This window comes from Paenibacillus sp. NRS-1760 (assembly GCF_050467785.1).
Lineage (GTDB): Bacteria > Bacillota > Bacilli > Paenibacillales > Paenibacillaceae > Pristimantibacillus.
Genome location: NZ_JBITPK010000005.1, coordinates 61,823 through 85,252 on the forward strand (window position 1 = coordinate 61,823; position 23,430 = coordinate 85,252).

The window sequence follows — 23,430 nt, forward strand, 5'->3', positions numbered from 1 at the left end:
GAGGTGCTGCATCGATGAAAATAGCTTTTATTTTATTTGATGGCGTTACTTTTTTGGATTTTGTCGGCTTCTATGATGTCATCACTCGTTTGAAGTACTACGAATCAACAAAAAAGTTCTCTTGGGATATTTGTGGGCTGCAGGATGAGGTTACTGACGAGCTTGGCATGACGATTAAAGTCAATCAAGTCAAGCCGGATCTCACGCAATATGACCTCATTTTCATTCCCGGTGGACTTGGAACAAGAGCATTAAGGTTTGATGAATCGTTCACCGCTTGGATAAAGGAGGCTCAGCAGGCGAAGTATATCGTATCGGTTTGCACAGGATCACTGCTGCTTGGAGCTGCTGGTTATCTGACCAATAAAAACGCGACCACCCATCCTTACGCCTATGATTTATTAGAGCCCTACTGCAAAGAGGTTATTCACTCGCGTATTGTACGGGACGGCAATGTCATTACAGCCGGAGGAGTCGCCACCTCGATTGATTTGGGTCTTTACATCATTGGTTTTTTCTTAGAAGAGCATGAGGTGAAAAGCATTAAAAAACAAATGGATTACCCTTATGAAATGGATGACATAGCGATCTATTAAACACCACCTAATAAATACGATGTTGTTTCGCAAGAACAGACGGAGGTGAACCGTTGAACACCATTGATACGATAATTTTTGACCTAGACCAGACCTTGCTTGATAAAAACCAATCGTTGATCAATTTTGCAAAGGATCAGTATGAACGTTTTGCACTCCATGCCTTCATTGCAGACAGAGATGAATTTATAGCGAAGTTTACTGAATTAAATAATAGACTCATACCCAAAGAAGATGTTTATAACGAGTTAATCGGATTTTTCAAGATTGAAGATGCTCTATTTACGCCAATGCTCGATGATTTAAACAATCACTTTCATCAATACAGCGTCGGGTTTCCCGGCATGAATGAAATGCTTCTCTCCTTAAAGCTGCATGGATATAAATTAGGCATGATTACGAATGGCAGGGAATTTTATCAGAGGAACAAAGTAACTGCTCTCGGTATTATGGAGCTATTTGATGACATTGTCATTTCAGGTGCGGTTAATTTGCGAAAGCCTGATCATGCTATTTTTCAATTGTCGCTCTCTAATTTAAACTCTTCGTCTGCGCAGTCCGTTTTTATTGGCGATAATCTCAAGGCTGACATTATTCCGGCGAACGAATTAGGGATGCGAACGATTTTGAAGAGCAATGACCTCACGATTAAATTTCCAGATGCGATATGTCATGATTTACGTGAAATTCCAGCCATCATCCATCGTTTTTCAGCATAAAAGAAGCCACAGAGGCTGCTCCTCAAGTAGATTTATCTACATGTGGAACAGCCTCTTCGTATGTCAATAATTCAGCTATTTAGCTTCACCGCCGCTGCCGCTTCTAACGCCCCTTTAAATACAAAAGCAGCGGCGATAAAGCGAGCTCACGCACGCCTTCTGCTACTAATCCAGCAATTTGAATGCCGCCAAGCTCTTGAAAATGTGTGTCGTCCTGAGCGCCATCAGGAAAATGAATAAATTCTCCCGGATAAGCCCACATGAACAGCGCTTTAGACGGCTCGTCTCCCAAACGCTCATACAAATCTTTGCTCTTTGCAGCCAAATCGATCAACGGAACATCCAGCTCTGCCGCAAGCTGCTTCATTCCGAGCAAATAATCACCATGAGTATCGATAATCCTGCCTTGCTCGTCGAACTTGCGGCGATGCATCGGTGTAATTAATACAGGTTTTGCACCGCGTGCCCTTGATTCCTCTACATAAACGGCCAGCATCTCCTTAAAGCTGACAAACGGTTCAGTTGCCCGCTCTTCATCCGGCTTCTCGTCATTATGTCCGAATTGAATCCATAAATAGTCGCCCGGCTTTATTTGCTCCATGATTGCTGCCAATCGCCCTTCGTTAATAAAGCTTCGTGAGCTTCTTCCCGACATGGCATGATTATCAATCGCTACATCCGTCTTAAAATACAGCGGAAGCATCTGCCCCCATCCGGCATATGGGAACGTATCTTGATCGGTTACGGTTGAGTCTCCCGCCAAATAAATCGTCGTCGCTTGCTTCGCCTCGTCAATCTGAAGTGCATTAATTCGCGGCGCTACTCCTGAGAAGGCAAGCCGCAGCCGTCCATCGGTTACTTTGACGGTGAAGCTGTGCACCGCATATTGTCCTGCTGATGTAACAGCCTTGTGCAGCACTATGCGCCCTACGCCATATTTTAACGTTGTAGAGGTTGGCGCAATGGCATCGCCTATCGTAGCTGTTATCGTGTAGCAGCCATTTGGCAGATCAACAACAAACGCGGCTTCAAGTGGAATACAGAATGCTCCGCGAAGACGATCCGCCTCTTCTCTATTCCGTGAGCTTATACGCAGGGTTGACTCAAAACCGTAGCCTGCGTCTTTGTTATAGATCGTATTCGGCAGTACTTGTATATAAGGTGAAGCGGGAGCGCTGCCGATACCAAAATCAAACTTAAGCGAAACAGTCATTAAGGCACCATCCTAACGGTTTATTTATGTCATTCTAGAATATCAAAATACGGCAAGATAGGAAGTGAATTAGAAGGGGTTTTTGTTCAAAATTCAGTCCACCTGCGTTTGATTGCCTTATGAAGAAGCGCAGTGCCTTATCTTTTTCACTCGATGGATCTCTACTAGTTATGCATTAGAGAAAAATTCCATAGTAATAAATTCGTCAAAATTTGCGTTACCCGCGGAATTCCGTATACTAATAGATAGGAATCATATAGGAGCTATTTACTAATTGAGGTGACACAAGTGGACGAGTTAAAACAAGCCTATGAAACGATGGGGCTGCCAGAACTTGCGGCCAAAGAGGAAGTGGAGAAGCGTTATACGACACTTATGCGTCAATCACGCTCCAGAGCACAGCTGCAGAAGGATAACGCGGGGGATGCGGATGAATCTTTTGCAACGATTACGAAAGCATATCGACTGATTCTCGAGTACGAGGATCGCAAGCTAACCGATGCCTTCAACGAGCAAGAGTACGGTAAATACAAGAAGATGGCTGGACAAGCTCAGAAAATGGATCATTTCTGGCGCTATTACAAGTTTCACACGCTCGGAGCCATCGCTGCGGTAGCACTTATTATTTATGGTGTAATCAGCTTCATGAACTATCGTGAAGAACAAGAGCGGCTCGCTAATTTGCCGCCCGTCGATTTGAACGTATCATTTATGGGCAATTACATGCTGAAGGATGATGCGCCTAAGAAAGAGCCTATTGAAACCGCTCTTTTGACAGCGTTTCCCGAATGGAAGAGATTTGTTTCTACGCTTACGTTTGTCCCGAAAGACCAGCAATCTCAATTTGCCTATATGCAGAAAGCAGTGCTCGTACTAGCTACTGAGCATCCGGATGTATATATTATGGATGAGAGCATTTTTGATTGGATCGGCGTTCAGGGAATGCTTATGAAGCTAGACGACGATGTTAACGGAGTGTTCAAGCCGTACATGACTGACAGCCTTTCGAAGAAGCTTAAGACCGACGAGGATACACAAGAGCATGTATACGGAATTGATCTGAGCAAGAGTGCACTGGTCAACCAGCTTCCGCTGTACAAAGAAAACATGATTATCGGCATTAGAGTCGATAGCAAAAATCCAGACAAAGCCAAAGCATTCATTAATAAATACTTGGCTACAATCAAATAGCTAAATAACAAAAAAAGCCCGATTCCGACAGCCATAATGATGGTCTGTGCGGTAATCGGGCTTTTTTGGATAAAGAATCCCTACAGTCCACCTCCATCTGTATATTTCAACGTAGCGTTTTTTATAAATAAAACTTTAGACTGACCTACAAAAAATAAACAGTGAGCCCTGGACGGGAAAACAAAGTCCTAAACTTCGTTATGCTTTCCAAACAGTAACGCTCATGCCTATCCCCTCCGTATATAGTTGTAAACCACGCGCGACCTTCATGTCATGCAAGACGCAAGAAAGGACCGCTTTGCTCCAATGTTGGCAGCTTATAAAGATCCTTCTCTTATTTCCGTAAACGCAGCGTTGTTATCGCAACGGTTGATGTTTTGAAGCCCGGCATTTTGCAATGGGGATCCAGCTCGGGACTAGTTGCCTTATTCACGTTCTGCACACCGCCCCAGTGCATGGGTACAAATACGGTATCCTCCCTAATCTTATCGGTGATTCTGCTTCGAACGTTGAAGCTGCCTCTGCGTGAAGTCACCTCCACCCATTCGCCATCCTCAACTCGAAGCTTTTGAGCAGTTTTCGGATGAATTTCAATATAGTTTTCGATATTTCGTGCAGCTAAAGACGGACTTTTACGTGTTTGAACACCCGTCAAGTAGTGAGACAGTACTCTCCCGTTTGTCATCGTTAGCGGATATTTTTCGCTAGGTATCTCCTCAGGAAGACGGCTGGCCACTGGCATAAAGATCGCTTTTCCATCCGAATGTGCAAAGGCATCAGTAAACATCATGCCTTGATTTCCATCCTCCTCGGTAGAGGTGCATGGCCAATAGATGCCGCCTTCCCGCCGCAACCGATCATAAGTAATACCATAGTAATCCGCTAACCCGCCACGGCTTGCAAGTCGCAGCTCCTCAAAGATTTGTTCGGCAGATTGGAAGGAGAAATATCTCTTCTTGCCCAATTCTTCGGCTATTTGGCACAAAATAGACCAGTCATGCCTTGTCTCACCTGGCGAAGCGATCGTAGATTCTCTTAAAAGCACTCGGCCTTCCAGATTAGTCAAGGTACCGTCATTCTCTAAGTACGCCGTGACCGGCAATACAATATCGGCCAATTTAGCCGTCTCTGACAAAAACATGTCCGCTACCACTAAAAAATCTAAGTTTTGTAATCCTTTCTCGACTAAATTAGCATTTGGATTTGATACGATTGGATTAGAGCCCATCACGAACAGTGAACGAATAACGCGCTGATGAACAAGCTCCATCATTTCATACGCGGACACACCCTTTCGCGGCAGCTCAGTAGGATCAATTCCCCACACGCCAGCCACATATGAGCGGTCCTGCTCGTCTTCTATATTCCGGTACCCTGGCAATTGATCGCTTTTTTGTCCATGTTCTCTTCCACCCTGCCCATTGCCCTGTCCGGTAACGGCGCCGTAGCCGCATCCAGATTTGCCGACTTTTCCGGTAGCAAGTACGAGGTTCAAAAAGTTTCTTACTCCTACATGGCCGTCAGTCTGCTGTTCAACACCTCTCGCAGTGAAAATAATGCCGGTTTCCGCGCGTCCATACGCCATCGCCGCTTTTTGAATAGCAGCTACCTTTAAGCCCGTTAAATCGGCCACTTCTTCCAGCTGAATGCCGGATAGATGATCCTTTAATTCAGCAAATCCATTGGTTCTTCTCGAAATGAACGTTTCATCTATCAGCTTCTCATCCACCAGCACCTTCAGCAATCCATTAACGAGTGCAGCATCTGTACCGGGCTTAAGCTGTAAATGGATGTCGGCAATCGCTGCCGTTGCCGTAACTCTCGGATCAATAACGATGATGATGGCTCCATTTTCTTTTGCTTTTGTGAAATAAGGCATCAATGTGGGCTGACATTCGGCTATATTCGTTCCTGCCAAAATAATGCACCGAGCAAGCGGAATATCGGATAATCGACAGGTCAGTCCTCGATCGATACCGAAGGTTTTGTTGCCAGCAGACGCTGCAGCAGACATGCAAAATCGACCGTTATAGTCGATATACTTTGTTCCGAGCGCAACTCTGGCGAACTTCCCGAGCAAGTAGGCGCTCTCGTTAGTCAGCGACCCACCTCCATATACGCCAAGGGAATCAGGGCCATACTCCTTGGCGATGGCTTGGAATCTGCTGCTAATGGTGCTTAATGCTTCCTCCCATGATGCAGAGACAAGCTGACCATCTTTCCTTACTAATGGCTGAAGCAGACGCTCTGTACTAGTTGCATGCTGATGTGCATTCATGCCTTTCACGCATAGACGTCCTTCCGAAGCAGCATTAGCAATTCCTTCAATCACATACGAAGGCCTGCTTGAGCCTAGAACAGGCAGTTCTTTCGTTATGCGCATCTTGCATTGCACACTGCAAAACGGACATTGCGTATCCATGACGAAGCCTGAATCCTTGCTCATATGAATACCTAACGATTGCTGCATATGCCCTCACCAAGTCCTTCCATCCTTTGTTGCGCTGCGGCAGCTAACTGTGCGCGGCGGTTAAGCTCTACCTGGCAGCGGCTATCGAGAATGATTTCTCTAATATCGATGATGCCTGCTCTCTCCACCCATTTCCACATCCGCTCGCCAAATTCGGCATTCTCCCGGTAAAGCTGGAGGAGTGCTGCTGACAATGCCAATGCTTGCATATTTGACTCTGCTACAGCGATAAGTTGCCCTTGCTTAACGGGATGCTCTGCATGCCCTCCAGCATAAATTTCCCACCCTGCTGGCGCTCCTGTAATTCCGATATCATGAACAAGTATCCCAACCGGATATTGAATGCTGGACGTAATGGCTGCCTTTACTGGTGCTGGGAAAAGTAAGCTTGCGCAGCAGCTTTGCAGCTCACTCCTAAGGGAAACCGAATCAAACTCTGCATGGAGACCACTTATTAAATCTGGATTTGTAGGAGCTGTGTCTACATTGAAGCTGCATTCAGCTGTGATATTTCTGTCACGAATTGTAGTCTCTGGATGATAAAGCTCTAAATAATATTGTAGGGCAGATGAGCAAACGTTGCAGCCGGAAAAACTTTTCCAGCCTAATGTTGTTTTTAATTCATGAATAGTAGACGTCTGATTGGCAGCAATATATTGTTTCAGCATCTCGTGACTGGTATCGGTGCAGCTGCAAATGGGTGGAACCGCTGCTTCCAAAGCACCTTTGCCATGTTGAAGCGAATAGTGGACGATGGCTGCGACGATGGGACGGCAGCCTCCGCAGGAACTTGAAGCTTTCGTACGGTCTCGAACCTGTTCGAGCGTTTGCAGTCCATCTTCAATTACAGCGCACATGATAGCAGATTTGTTTACTGCATTACAGGCGCAGACTGTCTCACGCTCTGGCATATTAGCAGCTAGTTCATCGTTTGCACTGCTGCCTCCCACACTCGGAGGAGCAATAAGCTCCGCAACAGCTGCCCTTCTCTTCACTAAGCCAAGCAAGGTTGTTCCTTCGGCCGTATCGCCAAACAATATAGCTCCGCGAACCGTACCTTCTTTCATTGTCACTTTTTTATATGTTCCACGAATGCCATCAAACTGCTGAATTGCTGTCTCTGCTTCTTCCGGACGAATTTCACCAACTGAAAAAACCTCGACCCCCGAAACCTTGAGCTGTGCGTAAGGTACCGAGCCCAAGTAGGGCTCTGAAATATGTCCGCAAATGCTTTTGGCCAGCACCTTACCCTGCTCATATAACGGTGCAACTAATCCATATGCGACGCCGCGATGCTCCGCGCATTCTCCAACAGCATAAATATAGGGCTTGCTCGTTCGCATGTAATCGTCCACGATGATCGCTCTATTGGTATCGATGCCGCTCTTTTGGGCCAGCTCGACGTTTGGACGGATTCCTACGGAAATGACGATCAAATCTGCTTCTAATGAACTGCCGTTCGTAAAGCGTATGCCTTTGGCGCGATTTAGTCCGGTAATGCTTTCCGTTTCCCTGCTCAGCCAGAATCGCATGCCCTGCTCTTCCAATTCTTTGCGAAGCATGTCGGATGACATACGATCGAGCTGACGATTCATTAAATAAGGTGCATTGTGAATGACATCTGTCTCCATGCCGAGATTTAACAAACCTCGTGCAGCTTCAAGCCCTAGTAAGCCACCGCCGATAACGGCAGCTTTTTTATATTTTTTTGCGTATTCGATCATCGTCTTGCAATCATCAATGTTACGGAACGATATGACACCAGATTTATGAACTCCTGCTATGGGCGGTATAAAGGCTGAAGAGCCGGTTGCTATAATGAGATGATCATAATCGGCTCGAATGCCGGATAAGGTCGTTACATATTGTGAATCCGAATGAATATGAGCGACGGTCTCGCCTGTATAAAGATGAATTCCCCGTTCCTCATACCAAGACCAATCATTAATGACGATGCTGTCAATAGAAGAGTCTCCTTGAAGCACCTTTGATAATAAAATACGGTTATAGTTCGGATGCTGCTCATTGCCAAATACCGTAATTCGGAATTTATTTGGCGCAAGCCTGATGATTTCATCGACACATTTCATACCTGCCATTCCATTTCCTATAACGACTAGCTTCTCTCTACTCATCTAGTTCACATCCACTCGTGCAATTTCCTAGATTGTTAATGAAACAAAGCGAACTTCTTGCCCAGCTGAAGCGCCGGCCCCTCCGGCTGGTATTTGTACGATAGCATTGGCTCTAGCGAAGGCAGCAACATTACCGGACTTATCATGACGCAGCGGCTCTACCATCCATTCCTTCTCCGAGCGATAGACAAATGCTCTCGCATATCTTGGATAAGGGGACGGTTTGTCTATGGCATCGATTAGACGCCCTTCCATCCACTCGGACCGAAAATCATTTCTTCCCACAGCCTTTAATATTGCGGGACGAAGCAGCAGCTCGATACCTGAGAAGCATGCAGATGGATTCCCGGATAAGCATATGAGCAGCTTAGATCCAAAGCGATAGGCAGATGTAGGTGTTCCCGGCCGCATGACAACTTTAGTAAACAAAGGTATACCGCCGATGCTTTCCGCTGCCAGCTTTACGAAGTCGTAATCACCAACCGATACACCTCCTGTAGTTACGATCATTTCTGATTGCTCTAGCGCCGCCTTAAGTGCGTTTTCTATCGTTTTCCGGCAATCGGGTATAGGCCTCTGACGAATGACCGCGGCTCCAAGCTCCCTAAGCCGAGCGCTTACCATGAAGCTGTTCGCGTCAAAAATTTTTCCGGATTGCAAGCTGTCGCCTGGCACAAGCAATTCATCCCCAACCGGAATAATCGTAACGAGAGGTTTTTTATATACCTGTACTTCTGTTTGCCCAAAAGAAGCTAAAATGGCGATTTCTTTCGATTTGATAGCCGTTCCACGGTATAGCACCTTCATCCCATTTAGGACATCCTCGCCCTTCTCGGCAATGTGTTGCCCTTTTGGGTAAGCACGATCAATTTGAATGGATGAAAAACCTCGCAGGTCCATTCGTTCGCGTGCTGCTTCCTGCACGACAATCGCATCATAGCCAGCAGGCACGGGAGCACCGGTGAAAATACGAACCGCAGTCATCATTTCTGACTCCATATCGTACATATGCTCTGATTGACCCGACCGAATTTCCCCTTTAACCTGTAATAACACCGGCCTTTCCTTGCTTGCACCTCCCGACGAAGCTGCGTAAATGGCGTATCCATCCATTGCGGCTCGGCGGAAAGGCGGCAAGGAGAATGGGCCTTCAAAATCATGAGCAAGTACTCTGGATATACAATCTTCTAACGATACCGTTTCACATATCGGCTCCTTCATTTCTCTTGTCAATTTCATTAAAGCGATTGATACGGATGCCGTAAGCGGTTGAATTGGATTTAGGACCGACATGTTATCCCTCCAGCTAATGATTTGTACTAAAATGAACAGAAAAAGCCCTTTCCCGCGTCTGGGAAAAGGCATCATTGCCGCAAGAGTTAGCACGCCACTGTGCTGTACTCGTTCTATAATATATAGATTAGTTCATGTTATTTTACATGTCAACATATATAACGTAACCAGAATCATTTTACCGAAAAATATTTATATGTAATGTATATTGACATAAATATTACGCCGACCTATAATTCGAGTTGGGGTTACAAAGTTTGTGATCCAATGCATACAAGAGGTCGCACAATGATGTGCTGCCTATGGCAATGAAGCCGTATTTCGTTCCTTAATAAGGACGGATTGCGGCTTTTTTAGTTTATACCATTAGAAAAGGGAGAGATTGGGATGGAGAGAAAAGGATTTTGGCAAAGCGGGCACAAACCTACCTTATTTAGTGCATTTCTTTATTTTGACATGAGTTTTATGATTTGGGTGCTTATTGGTCCTCTCAGCGTCATTATTGCGGCCGATTATCCGATGGACCCTGTTCAAAAAGCAAACCTCGTAGCTCTTCCTATATTAGGAGGTTCTATTTTAAGATTAGTGTTAGGTTTCATGACCGATTATATCGGCCCCAAACGAACAGCTCAGTTCGGAATGTTCTTTACTCTTATTCCATTAATAATGGGCTGGAAATTCGTGCATTCCTTGGATCAGCTCTATATCGTAGCCCTTCTGCTCGGCGTTGCTGGCGCCTCATTTGCTGCAGCCTTGCCGCTTGCCAGCCAGTGGTATTCCAAGGAGCATCAAGGACTTGCAATGGGGATAGCTGGGGCTGGAAATAGCGGCACAGTCATTTCTACCTTGTTTGCTAACCGCTTGGCGCAGCATTACGGCAGCTGGGAAATGGTTTTTGGACTGGCTCTCATTCCGATCATAATCGTCTTTATTATCTTCACGATCTTTGCCAAAAATAGTCCGAACCGTCCTGCGCCTAAGAAGCTATCACAATATGCACAAGTTTTAAAACAAGGTGATGCATGGGTGTTCTGTGCTTTCTACTGCGTAACCTTTGGCGGATTCGTCGGACTCTCCAACTATTTGACCATCTTCTTCAACACACAATATGGATTATCGCCAGTCAGAGCCGCTGATTTCACAACCTTCTGCGTCATTGCAGGCAGTTTCTTTAGACCCGTCGGCGGTTATCTTTCAGACCGGATTGGCGGCGCAAGGATGCTCACTATTCTTTACGGCGGCGCAGGTTTGATGCTTGCTGCAGTAGCATCATTGCCCACACTGCCTGTTGTCATTACTTTACTTTTCATCGGAATGATGTGTCTCGGCGCAGGAAACGGTTCTGTATTCCAGCTTGTACCGCAGCGCTTTGGCAGCGAACTAGGCCTCATGACAGGTATTATCGGGGCTGCTGGCGGCTTAGGCGGGTATGCGCTCCCTCTCATTCTCGGAAATCTTTATCAATTTACCGGCTCATATACTTCCGGCTTCTTGATCCTCAGCTTTGTGACGCTGGCATCTCTTATTTTGTTAACGGTCATGCAATCGAAATGGAAACATAAATGGATGGCTAAAGGCGGTAAAGCCCGTCTAGACGTTATCACAGATGCTTCTCAAGTTAATGTTTAATATGGAATTAATTGATTAGTTCAAGCAAAAACGCCTTCGGCGTCCTTAAACGCTGAAGTAGCTTTGACGGTGAAATATAAGATAAGGATGAGAAAATGATACACTTTCTTATATCCGAACCAAATACCCTTAGATTAAGCTGTTTGCTTAATCCAAGGGTATTTTTTCGTCATTTAAAGAGTTCTTTATGTACAGCCGTTTCGGAGTTTGAAGCAGCTCGCCATCTCCTCAGTACAGTAATTATTACGCAATCGATCCGATCGCTAATTCCGTTAGACCCTCATAGAATGGCAATGCCGCTACCGCGCATCGCGCCTTGCCATTTGCTATAAAGCTCCCATGGAGCACCTGTATCAAGCAAATGCTTACATGTATAAATCCCTTCTTCTATAGAGTCCACCTTCCCTGCGATCTGCAGTCGTACCGCCCCATTTAAAAGCACCTGGTTGACGAAGGCAATATGTCCTTCCCCTTGCAGGACAGCTTCCGTTATACGAATTTGCTCAGCTGGAGTCCAATCCGCGTCAGGGATATGAGTCTCTAATCCATACGTGCCGGGATCGATAATTTGAAGACTAGATTCACCATTCTCGACGATATACGTACGAGTCGGACGCTCGATGAACAGATCCTCAGATCCTTCCACCCCTTGTACAATGAGTGCTTTTCTATACCGTAAATTAGTGGCCAATTGAGCCATTCTTGCAAAGACTGTATTATGATAAACGCCGAATACCAAATAAGGGGAATGGGAGTAATCGATTAGCTTCTCCGCCGTGTTGAGCACCGTTCGCATGCCAAGCTCTAATCGAATCGAACGCAATTGCTTCAGTGGTGGGCACCATTGCTCAGCTGGAACATAAAGCACACCCGTATCCATCGCTGCTTTTAAAATCTGCTCACGTGGAACAAGCTCCGCATTTATTCCTAATTCTAAAAGTAAATCGTGCAGCGTTATCCCCCACTTTGGAGGTAACGACGCTGTTCCATGGAGAGTGACCGGAAGTCCAGCCGCTGTAATCAGAAAGGCCGTCGCAAACGTACTAAAGAACGACTTCTTCCGCCCGTCATATGGCCCAGCACAATCTAGTCCTTGCTGCAGAGAAGTTCGATAAGCATGTTTACGACAGACAGACACGAACGCTTCAAGCTCTTCAACACTCTCCATCTTCATTCGTTCAGCTATAAAAAATGCACCGATTTGTGCTGGGGTAGCTTTCAAATCTAGAATGGCATTCGCTGCTCCCAGCGCCTCTTCGTAACTTAGATCGCGGGCGCCCCTCTTACCTCTGGCAACTTCCTTTAATAGATTCGTAATCATCGTATGGCTCCTTTATTTTGAATCTTGAAGGATTTGATAAACCTTAACAATTGACGTTGCGACGTCAACCATACGCTTGCGTTCATTCATCGCTTGCTTACGAAGCAAATCGTATGCTTCAGCTTCGGAAATATTTTTAATTTTGCACAAGATTCCCTTTGCCATATCAACCCACTTCCGTTCCTCAAGCCGGCTCTCCAGCTGTTTACGTTCATTCTGCCATTGCTGCCTCAAGAAATATTGTTTGGATGCGAAATGAAGTGCCCAGTGAAGTTCTTGCTCACTCATTGAAGCTGTCAAAATCCCGTCAATCGGCACTTCATCCTCGCAAAAAGCTGCGGATAAAGAAGCCATCGAGGCACTGCACCACCAGAGCATGGGCAAAGACCTCTGCTTCAGAAGAACCTCACCCCAAGTTTTAGTGTCATTCAATGGTAAGTGTAAAATAATTGCATCTGCGCTGCTTAAGTGTTTTCCAGCCTTTTTCGCGTCATTTATGCATACGACATGATAACCAAAGGTTGTAAGCCTATATTTTAGCGTTTGATTTTCAGGAATTAGTTCCATATAAGAAGCTGCTTCTGCTCCCGTTGTCACAGTACGATCCACCACTAACAAAGAACGCAAATAGAAGCACTCCCTCCTATTAGACTTTAGAAAAGTCTCAACACCAATCAATATCATTGTTACTATATATAACACAAAAACCTCTTTTTTGTCGATAATCAGATTTTTATTAATTTGATGTTATATATATTGACATTCAGTGCTGTGTCATTGTATATTTACGCTATTAGAAACCAAACATTCTCGAATACAATGGTGTATTCGTTTGAAGCGGCAAAGAAGCCTGCTTTCGTGATCTAGGGAGACGTACATCCTTCCTTGAACATGAAGCAGGCTTTATTTATTTTCAAACAGACAGAGATGAAGAGGAGAGGTAGACTATGGCTGTTTCAAAAAAATTAGTACTTATCGGCAATGGTATGGCGGGTGTCAGAACAATTGAGCATCTTCTCAAGATTGCCCCGGAGCGCTACGACATTACAATTTTTGGTTCCGAGCCTCATCCCAATTACAACCGCATTATGTTATCCTCAGTCCTTGCCGGAGGAGCGGATATGAATGAAATCGTCATTAATGACTGGGAATGGTACAAAGAAAATAACATTAAACTGCATACTGGACATAAGGTTACAAACATTGATACAAAACGTAAAAAGATTACCTCTCACTTAGGCATTGAAGTGGAATACGATGCGGTTATTATCGCAACTGGCTCCAATCCATTTATGCTGCCACTGCCCGGCGCTGACAAGGAAGGCGTCATCGGCTTTCGAGACATTAATGATTGCGAAGCGATGATCGATGCATCCAAAAATTATAGGAAAGCAGTCGTGATCGGTGGCGGTTTGCTCGGTCTTGAAGCCGCTCGCGGGCTTCTTCATCTAGGAATGGAAGTAAACGTTGTTCATATTCATCCCTATTTAATGGAACGACAATTGGATGAAGCAGCATCTAAGATGTTGCAACGTGAACTAGAAGCACAGGGCATGCAGTTTCTTTTGAAGAAAAGCACTGCTTCAATTAAAGGTAAACGACGCGCTTCCGGGCTAACCTTTACCGATGGCACTGAGGTTGATGGTGATTTGGTGGTTATGGCAGTAGGAATCAGGCCAAACATCGAGCTGGCTAGAGCCAGTGGCATTGAAGTTAATCGTGGTATCGTTGTCAATGATTTTATGCAAACCAATATTCCTGGTATTTACGCTGTTGGGGAATGCGCTGAGCACCGCGGCATTACCTATGGATTGGTAGCTCCGCTATACGAGCAAGGGGCTGTACTAGCCAAGCATTTGGCAAACGTCGAAACGACAGGCTATATGGGATCAGTCACATCCACCAAGCTCAAGGTATCAGGCGTTGATGTGTTCTCAGCAGGACGTTTCAGTGATGCTCCTGGTACACGCGCGCTAAAGTTTCAAGACGATTTGGCAGGTACGTATAAGAAAATTGTCATTCAAGACGGAATGCTGGTCGGAGCAGTACTCTTCGGTGACATATCAGATGGCGCGGAATTTTTTGCTTCTATTAAGAACGAAGTATCTATCACAGGACGCGAGAAGGAGCTGTTGCTCGGCATATCCTCTGATCTTATGGGGCAGTCCTCGGGCAATAACAGGCTTGAAGCCATGGCTGATGATGAAATCATCTGCGGTTGTAACGGTGTCTCAAAAGGAATGATCGCCGAAGCAATTACAACAAAAGGCTGTACTACCGTCGGCGCCATTAAATCCTGCACGAAAGCTTCCGCTTCCTGCGGCGGTTGTAAGGCTTTAGTTGAAGGCCTACTTAACTTATATGCTGGCGATGCTATTGGCGAACCTGTAAAGGAAGGTATATGCGGCTGCACAACGCTTAGCCGTGATGAAATTGTTTCAGAAATGACTCGGATGCGTCTAATGAGTACCAAAGAGGTTATGAATGTGCTCGAATGGCATAATCCAGAAGGCTGCACGAAGTGTCGCCCTGCACTTAACTATTATCTAGGCATGTTATATCCCGAGGAATATGTCGATGAAAAGGAATCACGCTTTACGAATGAACGATACCATGCGAACATTCAGAAGGATGGCACATATTCGGTCGTACCACGCATTTATGGTGGCGTAACGTCTCCTGCAGACCTAAAGAAAATTGCAGAGGTCGCTGAGAAATTTGAAGTTCCTTTAGTTAAATTCACTGGAGGACAAAGGCTCGATCTACTTGGGGTCAAAAAAGAGGATCTTCCAAAAATATGGGAAGAGCTCGATATGCCATCCGGTCACGCATATGGCAAAACACTGCGTACCGTGAAGACATGTGTCGGATCCACCTTTTGCCGATTCGGCACGCAGGATGCTATGGGTATGGGCATTCGATTGGAGAAAGCATTCGAGCGTTTGACGGCACCTGCCAAAGTAAAACTGGCGGTATCCGGTTGTCCACGTAACTGCGCGGAAGCTACAATCAAGGATGTTGGTATCATTGCTATCGACGGAGGCTGGGAAATTCATATCGCCGGGAACGGAGGCGTGAAAGTAAGAGCTACTGATCTACTCTGCATCGTTAAAACTGAGGATGAAGTTATGGAATGGTCATCTGCTTTTTTACAATATTACCGTGAAAACGCAACGTGGAACGAGCGTACCGCACACTGGGTGGAGCGTATAGGCCTTGCTCCCATTAAGAAAGCGCTCGAGAACCGTGAAGACCGCCTCGCTCTTGTGGAACGTATTCAGAAAACGCTCAGCTTAACGACCGACCCTTGGAAACAAATCGTCGAGAATGATAACTTACGTAAAAATTTCGAGCAATTACCTGGCGCGCAGCCGGTACAAATGTAGGAGGATTTACCTATGACAACGAAGCTATTGGTAGCTAACCTTTCCGACATTGATGTGAAAGGCTCACGTAGAATTAAAGTCAAAGAATTCGAAATCGCGATGTTCCGTCTGACAGACGGAAGTGTACTTGCCGTAGAGAACAGCTGCCCTCATAAAGGCGGTTTACTGTCAGAGGGTATGGTTTGTGGTTCAACCGTCCATTGTCCGCTACACGATTGGAAGATTGATCTTAAGAGCGGCAATGCACAAGAGCCTGATGACGGTTGTATTAAAACCTTTGAAACAGAAATCGACCACAAAAGCGGCTCCATTTATATAAAGATATAAGGTGGAATGATGTATGTCGTATGTAAAGCCTACCGAAGTACTGAATGCCATGGTCGAAGCCGGAATAGCAAAAGCTACTTTAAGAGCCTTTCAAATGGTGGTTTGCGGTTATCTCGCGGAAGCGATCTGTAACAAAGACGCATACGTTCCTTCAGAAAAATCGGTTTTGAATACCGCGGAAATCAGTAGCGTATGAAGATAAACACGAATGGTATCGTCTATATCGTCGGAGCAGGCCCTGGAGATCCTGAACTTATTACTGTCAAAGCAATGCGCCGTATTCAGATCGCTGATCTTATTTTGTACGATCGGCTTGTCAATAAGGAATTGCTTGACTATGCCGGACCCGATGCCGAACTAATCTACTGCGGCAAGTCACCAGGCAATCATGCGATGCCGCAGAATATTATAAATGAGGCACTAATTAAACATGCTTTGGAAGGAAAAAAGGTCGTCCGCCTAAAGGGCGGAGACCCGTTCGTCTTCGGACGCGGCGCCGAAGAAGCACTCGAGCTTGCCGCAAAGGGAATTCCTTACGAGATCGTGCCAGGCATTACATCTGCGATCGGCGCAGCCGCCGCTGCAGGTATACCTGTAACACATCGTGACTACGCAGCCTCCTTCGCTTGCGTGACCGGCAGCCGATGTCATAATGACAAATCGCCAATCCGATGGGATTTACTTGCGCATGGCGTCGATACGCTTGCCATTTATATGGGAGTTAACCAGTTGCCATTCATTAGAGAAGAGCTGCTGAAACACGGAAAAGCAACTACGACTTCTGTGGCTATCATCGAACGAGGAACGACAAAGGATCAGCGAACGATTATCGGAACCATTGCAAATATTCATACACTCGCCGTCACTATGAATTTGATTAGCCCAGCTCTAATTATTATCGGCGAGGTCGTCCGTGTTAGGGAACACCTTCTGCATGCCGAGCAACAAGCAAATATCTTAATTAGGTAAGACATTATTAGTGACCCCTCAAGCAAATTCACGATGAAAATGCTGCCCCCAGGGCAGCATTTCATTCTATCCTGTTGAAAGCACAACTTAGCTACCTCTCTCCCAAATGCTTCAGCACGATGCTCTCAACATGCTTCAAATGCTGCTTCATTCGCTCAGCTGCAAGCTCAGGGTCCTTTTTCGCAATCGCTTCAACTATTGTAGAATGCTCCCTATAAAGTCGTTCCGCTACAGCCGCGCTCGAATAAAGCTCCACCCGCCTAATGTCATGGATAGCTGTTTCGATATGATTCATAATCGATTCGAACAAACGTACCATGATCGTGTTATGGGTCGCATTGGCAAGCGTGAGATGAAATCGTAGATCCAGTCTCTCACCTTCGGACTCATCACCAGCGGCACGCTCCATCTCATCGATAATTTGGCTCAGCTGTTTAAGATCCTCATCCGTATGCTTTACAGCTGCGATTGCAGCATTGGAAACCTCAAGCGATTCGCGAGCTTCCAGTAATTCCAGCACTGTCTTTCGGTTCATACGAAGAGACGCTAGCTCCGGCAGCTCCATATCAATCGGTACGCTGCGAATGACGCGACAGCCGCCTCCTTGCCGAATTTCAATCAAGCCCATCGCTTTAAGTGCGCTCAGCGCTTCGCGGGTAGTCGAGCGCCCTACCCCAAATTGCTCGGACATTTGTTTCGTAGAGGGAAGCTTATCTCCCACTTTTAATTTGCCATCTATAATAAGACGCTTCACTTGCTCGGTAATTTCTTCGTAATGATTGCGTTTTGACAGCTTCTCTACTTCTAATGACGGAATAACCTCTCACCTCCAACCTTAAACGGCATGCACTGCCTTCTAACAACGTCAAGCCGCTTCTCCTACCTTTTTACTTTACAGCTACCCTACTAACAGCGCATACACGATGCCTGGTCCGTGAACACCGATAGTCAAATCATTCTCAATATCGGATGAGCGGCTTGGGCCAGTAATAAAATGAATACCTGCTGGCAGCTGCTCGCGTCCCGCTTCATCAAACGTCACGAGCACTTCGCCAAGCCTCGTTTTTAAACGTTCGATCGGGATAATAATAATAAGTACGGTTGGCAGCAAACTGACGGACCGCCCTTTATTCGGAGCTGATAATACGGTAACTGAACCCGTATAGGCAACGGCATGATCCGCGATCACGATGCCAAAATCTGCTTCAGCTGCACGTGCGCGCCAATGCTGCTCAGCATCCGTATTCCACACTGATACCTGCGAACCCTTCAAAGCGCCTTCAAGATCGAGTTCATCCAGCTCTGGCTGATTTTGACGAATAATATATTTAGCACTCATTTCCTCCGCTTTGGAAACGATAAAGGATTTCACATCATCCATCGATGGAAGACGGGCTACATGACCGCCTACTGAAAGAAAATTGTCTGTAAACTGTTTGATTCGCTCTTCTTCCGGCCATTCGAATGAATTCCAAAAATCGGGAGCACCGCGAAAAGGATGCTGCGGCTTATGTGTCATTCTCGGATGCCTCAGCTTTGCCGCAATATCATTCATAAAAAGCTCCTGTTTCGCCCGTGAATCTGCTTCAAGCTTTTCCAGCCATTGTTTATGTGTCTCAGCCATGACCATGTCCTCCTTTACTTTGCTTCTCCTCATGCTCACGAGTACGTACAAGCTCCTCCATCCGATTTTGCATGGACGGCTCCATCTGTTTTAAACCCTGCTTCAGCTCCTGATCAAGCGTATCCCAGCGATCACGGAACGATTCCTTCGGCAGGCTAGGTGTCACACGATAAGTGTTCCAGCCCTTTAGCGGCCCAAGCTTCGTCTTAATGACGCCGCTTCGTACGACGAGCTTCTGACCGAGCTTACCGAGTCGCAGTACCCCGCCAAGTCGCGAGGAATTGCCCATAACGGTGGCGAAGCCTTGCATACCGATGGACTCCATTTTGCTGCCATTTCCACTTTCCACCTTGCGTCTGCGTAAATAAACAAGCATATCATGAAGGGGGATTTTGACCGGACATGCCTCATAGCAAGCGCCGCATAAGCTGGAAGCATTGGCGACATCATCCCATTCGGCGATGTTTTTGTTCAAGGACGGCGTAAGCACGGCTCCAATTGGTCCGCTATACGTGCTGCCATAAGCATGACCGCCAATGTGGCGATATACCGGACAAGCATTCAGACATGCACCGCAGCGAATACAATTGAGCAGCTCTTGGAACTCAGGATCGCCAAGCTGCAAAGAACGGCCATTATCAATTATAATGATGTGCATTTCGTCCGGGCCGTCTGCATCCTCGGAGCGGCGCGGGCCTGTAATGCCATTCATATACATCGTCAGCTTTTGTCCAGTTGCCGAGCGCGGCAGCAATGTAGCCATCACCTCAAGATCAGACCACGATGGAATGATTCGCTCCATACCCATCAACGTAACTTGCGTTTTAGGGACGGTACTCACCATCCGAGCATTGCCTTCATTTTCAAAAAGCACCATCGATCCCGTCTCCGCAATCGCAAAGTTGCAGCCGGTCATCCCGATCTCAGCCTCCAAAAACTTCTCGCGCAGCTTTTTGCGAACGAAACCTGCAAGCGCCGTCGTATCCGGCGGCAGCGTATAACCAGCCTCCTTGGACAGCAATTCGGCGATTTGATAACGGTTTTTGTGAATGGCTGGGATGACGATGTGGGATGGCATTTCACCTGCAAGCTGAATAATATATTCGCCTAAGTCGGTTTCTACCGCTTCAACGCCAATGGATTCAAGCGCATGATTAAGATGCAGCTCCTCTGAAACCATTGACTTGGATTTGACGACCGACTTCGCATTCGCATGCTCTGCTATGTCTAGCGTCAGCTTGACCGCTTCCTCAGCCGTACTCGCAAAATGGACATGAACGCCGTTTGCGCGGGCATTGTTCACAAACAGATTCAAATAATAATCCAAATGCGCGATCGTATGAAGACGAATTTGTCTGCCCCGCTCCCGCCATTCTTCCCAATTCCCGTGCTCGTCAGTCGCTTTTTTCTTCCCATTGCGCAGCCGTTCTGTTGTGAATCGCACCGCTTTGCGCAAAAATTCGTCGTTGAGTGCAAGATCCGCTCTTGCTTTTACTGTAGCTTCCTTTTTCACGACAGCCATCTTATTTCACCCCTTCATATAGCAACTCAGCCAAGTGCATAACACGGACGGGTTCGTTGCGATAACGCAGGTTTCCAGCAATGTTGAGTAAACAAGCCATATCTAGCCCGACCAACACTTCCGCTTCCGTCTCCAGCACATGATCGACCTTCTCCGTCACCATTGCGCCAGAAATATCAGCCATCTTGACAGCGAATGTTCCGCCAAAGCCGCAGCAATCCTCAGCAAATGGGAGCGGTACAAGCTCAAGTCCCTTCACATTCTGAATAAGCGCAAGCGGCTCATCCTTTACGCCAAGTATCCGACTGCCGTGGCAGGAAGGATGATATGTCACTTTATGAGGAAATGCAGCGCCAACATCCGTAACGCCAAGCACCTGCACCAGAAACTGTGTGAATTCATAAGACTTGATCTGAAGCTTGTTGGCCCTTTTCAGCATGACCGGATCATCCTCGAACAGCTTCGGATAATGGTGAATCATTCCCGTGCAGGAGCCTGATGGTGAAATAACGAAGTCGCTGTCTTCAAACGCATCCAATATCGTTTTGGCAGACTCCCTCGCTTCCTTCCAATAGCCGCTGTTGTAGGCCGGCTGTCCGCAGCAGGTTTGCACCGTCGGAAACTCCAATGAAACACCGTACTTTGCCAGCAAGCGCACCATCGCTTCGCCGACCCTTGGATATAACGCATCGCTTAAGCAAGTAATAAATAATGAGACCTTCATACCCGCACCCCTTTCGTAACTTATACTTCTATAATATCAGGTTGTCAGACAAGTTTGGTAAAATTTTTTATGTGAAAAATGTTTTAGATGTAAGAACACACATGTGCTTAAAGCTCTCTATCGCTGATAACCAAACTGCCGCTGTATTCTGTAAGCACATATAGGTGCTTACAGACTCTCAACAATGTAACTTTTACGGCTGTAAGAACACATATGCGCTTACAACTCTCTTTCGTAGGTAACCAGCCTGTTAAGTTGTTCAATAAGCACCTATTTGTGCTTACAAGCACTCAGAAACGCTACTTTTACCGCCGCAAGAACACATATGTGCTTACAGCATTCTTTCGTAGGTAACCAACCTGTTAAGTTGTTCAATAAGCACCTATTTGTGCTTATAAGCACTCAGAAACGCTACTTTTACCGCCGCAAGAACACATATGCGCTTACAGCATTCTTTCGTAGGTAACCAACCTGTTAAGTTGTTCAATAAGCACCTATAGGTGCTTACAGACTCTCAACAATGTAACTTTTACCGCTGTAAGAACACATATGCGCTTACAGCATTCTTTCGTAGGTAACCAGCCTGTTAAGCTGTTCAATAAGAACCTATATGTGCTTACAAGCACTCAGATACGCCACTTTTACCGCCGCAAGAACACATATGCGCTTACAGCATTCTTTCGTAGGTAACCAACCTGTTAAGTTGTTCAATAAGCACCTATTTGTGCTTACAAGCACTCAGAAACGCTACTTTTACCGCCGCAATAACACATATGCGCTTACAGCATTCTTTCGTAGGTAACCAGCCTGTTAAGTTGCTCAATAAGCACCTATTGGTGCTTACAGACACTCATGAACGTGACTTTCAACGCTGTAAGAACACATATGCGCTTACAGCATTCTCTCGTAGGTAACCAGCCTGTTAAGCTGCTCAATAAGCACCTATATGTACTTACAAGCACTCAGAAACGCCACTTTTACCGCTGTAAGAACACATATGTGCTTAAAGCTCTCTTTCGTAGGTAACCAGCCTGTTAAGTTGCTCAATAAGCACCTATATGTGCTTACAAGCACTCAGAATCGCCACTTTTACCGCTGTAAGAACACATATGCGCTTACAGCTCTCTTTCGTAAGTAACCAGCCTGTTAAGCTGCTCAATAAGCACCTATTTGTGCTTACAAGCACTCAGAATCGCCACTTTTACCGCTGTAAGAACACATATGTGCTTAAAGCTCTCTTTCGTAGGTAACCAGCCTGTTAAGTTGCTCAATAAGCACCTATTGGTGCTTACAGACACTCATGAACGTGACTTTCAACGCTGTAAGAACACATATGCGCTTACAGCATTCTTTCGTAGGTAACCAGCCTGTTAAGTTGCTCAATAAGAACCTATATGTGCTTACAAGCACTCTGAAACGCCACTTTTACCGCTGTAAGAACATATAAACTCTTACAGCTCACTTTCGCCAGTAACCCTATACTATACAACAATAATGGCGCTGCGCTTCTACTGAAGCCAGCGCCATCTATGCTCTACACCGTTGTAACGGAAATTTGTTTTTCCTTAAGCTGCGATAAGATCGCTGCTGGCAGCCGCTCATCCGTAATGATTGCATCTACATCATCTAAATCAGCCACATGGGTAAACGCTTGAACGCCGAACTTGCTGGAGTCGGCGACCAGAATAACTTGATCCGCCATACCTACCATTTTGTGCTTGATACGTGCTTGCAGCTCGTTCGACTCGCTTACGCCGCGCTCCAAATGGACACCTTTGCAGGAGAGAAATGCTTTATCCACATGATATGCATCAAGAGAACGCTCGGCTAACGGACCAACATAGGACAATGAACGCGAAGCCAAAATGCCGCCCGTCGAGATGACTTCAATCTTCTCTTTGCTGCTCAGCTCCATCGCAACTTTGATGGAGTTGGTTAGCACCGTTAGAGGAATATCCGGCATGCTTGCCGCCATATACCAAGCCGTCGAGCTCGCATCAAGCAAAATACGCTCATTCGGCTGAATCAACTTAATCGCTTCCACAGCAATTCGTTTTTTCTCCTCCGCATGCGTAATCTCCCGCTCGAAATACGGAATTTCCGGCTGCTGATCCTTTACGCTAACCGCACCGCCATGGGAGCGGCGCAAACGTCCGGCTTGCTCCAAGCGGTCAAGGTCACGCCGAATCGTTTCCTCGGTCACCTGACATAGCTCGCTCAGCTCCGTAACCCGGATGCTGCCTCTCTCATTTACCAGCTGTACAATTTTATCGTATCGTTCATGGACCAGCATAACGTACCTCTTTCTTAC

The 23,430-nt window shown here is 46.2% G+C and carries 19 protein-coding genes; 8 read left to right on the forward strand and 11 right to left on the reverse strand.

Annotated elements, in window-relative coordinates:
- Window positions 1-14: 14 nt before the first annotated feature.
- Complete coding sequence (locus tag ACIFSR_RS00930) at window positions 15-596, forward strand: DJ-1/PfpI family protein (protein WP_430054163.1); 582 nt, start codon at window positions 15-17, stop codon at window positions 594-596.
- A gap of 53 nt (window positions 597-649) precedes the next feature.
- The gene (locus ACIFSR_RS00935) at window positions 650-1,315 is read left to right on the forward strand and encodes an HAD family hydrolase (protein ID WP_430054166.1); all 666 of its coding nucleotides are present in this window, start codon (window positions 650-652) and stop codon (window positions 1,313-1,315) included.
- A gap of 103 nt (window positions 1,316-1,418) precedes the next feature.
- Here ACIFSR_RS00935 and ACIFSR_RS00940 read toward each other — a convergent pair whose 3' ends face one another.
- Window positions 1,419-2,528, reverse strand: a complete 1,110-nt coding sequence (locus ACIFSR_RS00940; protein ID WP_430054169.1) for a rhamnogalacturonan acetylesterase — start codon at window positions 2,526-2,528, stop codon at window positions 1,419-1,421.
- 288 nt (window positions 2,529-2,816) lie between these two features.
- Here ACIFSR_RS00940 and ACIFSR_RS00945 point away from each other — a divergent pair, with 288 nt between their 5' ends.
- The gene (locus tag ACIFSR_RS00945) at window positions 2,817-3,719 is read left to right on the forward strand and encodes a J domain-containing protein (protein ID WP_339203636.1); all 903 of its coding nucleotides are present in this window, start codon (window positions 2,817-2,819) and stop codon (window positions 3,717-3,719) included.
- Between the two features lie 334 nt (window positions 3,720-4,053).
- On the opposite strand, the gene nasC is transcribed toward ACIFSR_RS00945, so the two are convergent.
- Genes nasC through ACIFSR_RS00960 form a run of 3 tightly spaced genes read right to left on the reverse strand, consistent with a single transcriptional unit; the run spans window position 4,054 to window position 9,617 of the window.
- Complete coding sequence (nasC, locus tag ACIFSR_RS00950; RefSeq protein ID WP_430054172.1) at window positions 4,054-6,189, reverse strand: assimilatory nitrate reductase catalytic subunit NasC; 2,136 nt, start codon at window positions 6,187-6,189, stop codon at window positions 4,054-4,056.
- Window positions 6,174-8,324, reverse strand: a complete 2,151-nt coding sequence (gene nirB / locus ACIFSR_RS00955; protein ID WP_430054174.1) for a nitrite reductase large subunit NirB — start codon at window positions 8,322-8,324, stop codon at window positions 6,174-6,176. Before nirB (ACIFSR_RS00955) ends, nasC begins: the two co-directional genes overlap by 16 nt.
- Before the next feature lie 27 nt (window positions 8,325-8,351).
- Complete coding sequence (locus ACIFSR_RS00960; protein WP_430054175.1) at window positions 8,352-9,617, reverse strand: molybdopterin molybdotransferase MoeA; 1,266 nt, start codon at window positions 9,615-9,617, stop codon at window positions 8,352-8,354.
- A gap of 387 nt (window positions 9,618-10,004) precedes the next feature.
- Here ACIFSR_RS00960 and ACIFSR_RS00965 point away from each other — a divergent pair, with 387 nt between their 5' ends.
- Complete coding sequence (locus ACIFSR_RS00965) at window positions 10,005-11,246, forward strand: nitrate/nitrite transporter (protein ID WP_430054178.1); 1,242 nt, start codon at window positions 10,005-10,007, stop codon at window positions 11,244-11,246.
- 280 nt (window positions 11,247-11,526) lie between these two features.
- Here ACIFSR_RS00965 and ACIFSR_RS00970 read toward each other — a convergent pair whose 3' ends face one another.
- Window positions 11,527-12,567 carry an anthranilate phosphoribosyltransferase gene (locus tag ACIFSR_RS00970; protein ID WP_430054180.1) on the reverse strand — a complete coding sequence of 347 codons (1,041 nt, stop codon included), beginning with the start codon at window positions 12,565-12,567 and terminating at the stop codon, window positions 11,527-11,529.
- A 12-nt stretch (window positions 12,568-12,579) separates the two neighbouring features.
- On the reverse strand, window positions 12,580-13,194 hold the full coding sequence (locus ACIFSR_RS00975; protein ID WP_339203642.1) for an ANTAR domain-containing response regulator: 615 nt from the start codon (window positions 13,192-13,194) through the stop codon (window positions 12,580-12,582).
- A gap of 320 nt (window positions 13,195-13,514) precedes the next feature.
- On the opposite strand from ACIFSR_RS00975, the gene nirB (ACIFSR_RS00980) reads away from it, so the two are divergent.
- The 4 genes from nirB (ACIFSR_RS00980) to cobA are packed head-to-tail and all read left to right on the forward strand — an operon-like array spanning window position 13,515 to window position 17,249.
- Window positions 13,515-15,953: a nitrite reductase large subunit NirB gene (gene nirB / locus ACIFSR_RS00980; RefSeq protein ID WP_339203643.1), complete on the forward strand. Its 2,439-nt coding sequence runs from the start codon at window positions 13,515-13,517 to the stop codon at window positions 15,951-15,953.
- 12 nt (window positions 15,954-15,965) lie between these two features.
- Window positions 15,966-16,280, forward strand: a complete 315-nt coding sequence (nirD, locus tag ACIFSR_RS00985) for a nitrite reductase small subunit NirD (RefSeq protein WP_430054183.1) — start codon at window positions 15,966-15,968, stop codon at window positions 16,278-16,280.
- Between the two features lie 13 nt (window positions 16,281-16,293).
- Window positions 16,294-16,476, forward strand: coding sequence for a hypothetical protein (locus ACIFSR_RS00990; protein ID WP_339203645.1), 183 nt, complete (start codon window positions 16,294-16,296; stop codon window positions 16,474-16,476).
- Window positions 16,473-17,249: a uroporphyrinogen-III C-methyltransferase gene (gene cobA / locus ACIFSR_RS00995; protein ID WP_430054185.1), complete on the forward strand. Its 777-nt coding sequence runs from the start codon at window positions 16,473-16,475 to the stop codon at window positions 17,247-17,249. Before ACIFSR_RS00990 ends, cobA begins: the two co-directional genes overlap by 4 nt.
- 91 nt (window positions 17,250-17,340) lie before the next feature.
- Here cobA and ACIFSR_RS01000 read toward each other — a convergent pair whose 3' ends face one another.
- From ACIFSR_RS01000 to ACIFSR_RS01020, 5 genes are all read right to left on the reverse strand, one after another.
- The gene (locus ACIFSR_RS01000) at window positions 17,341-18,066 is read right to left on the reverse strand and encodes a FadR/GntR family transcriptional regulator (RefSeq protein WP_339209690.1); all 726 of its coding nucleotides are present in this window, start codon (window positions 18,064-18,066) and stop codon (window positions 17,341-17,343) included.
- A gap of 81 nt (window positions 18,067-18,147) precedes the next feature.
- Window positions 18,148-18,873: a LutC/YkgG family protein gene (locus ACIFSR_RS01005; RefSeq protein ID WP_430054186.1), complete on the reverse strand. Its 726-nt coding sequence runs from the start codon at window positions 18,871-18,873 to the stop codon at window positions 18,148-18,150.
- Complete coding sequence (locus tag ACIFSR_RS01010; RefSeq protein ID WP_430054188.1) at window positions 18,866-20,395, reverse strand: LutB/LldF family L-lactate oxidation iron-sulfur protein; 1,530 nt, start codon at window positions 20,393-20,395, stop codon at window positions 18,866-18,868. The genes ACIFSR_RS01005 and ACIFSR_RS01010 overlap by 8 nt, the downstream gene beginning before the upstream one ends.
- A gap of 1 nt (window position 20,396) precedes the next feature.
- The gene (locus ACIFSR_RS01015; protein WP_430054189.1) at window positions 20,397-21,119 is read right to left on the reverse strand and encodes a (Fe-S)-binding protein; all 723 of its coding nucleotides are present in this window, start codon (window positions 21,117-21,119) and stop codon (window positions 20,397-20,399) included.
- A gap of 1,534 nt (window positions 21,120-22,653) precedes the next feature.
- Entirely contained in the window at window positions 22,654-23,412 is a 759-nt protein-coding gene (locus ACIFSR_RS01020) for a DeoR/GlpR family DNA-binding transcription regulator (RefSeq protein WP_430054191.1), read from the reverse strand.
- Window positions 23,413-23,430: the final 18 nt, after the last annotated feature.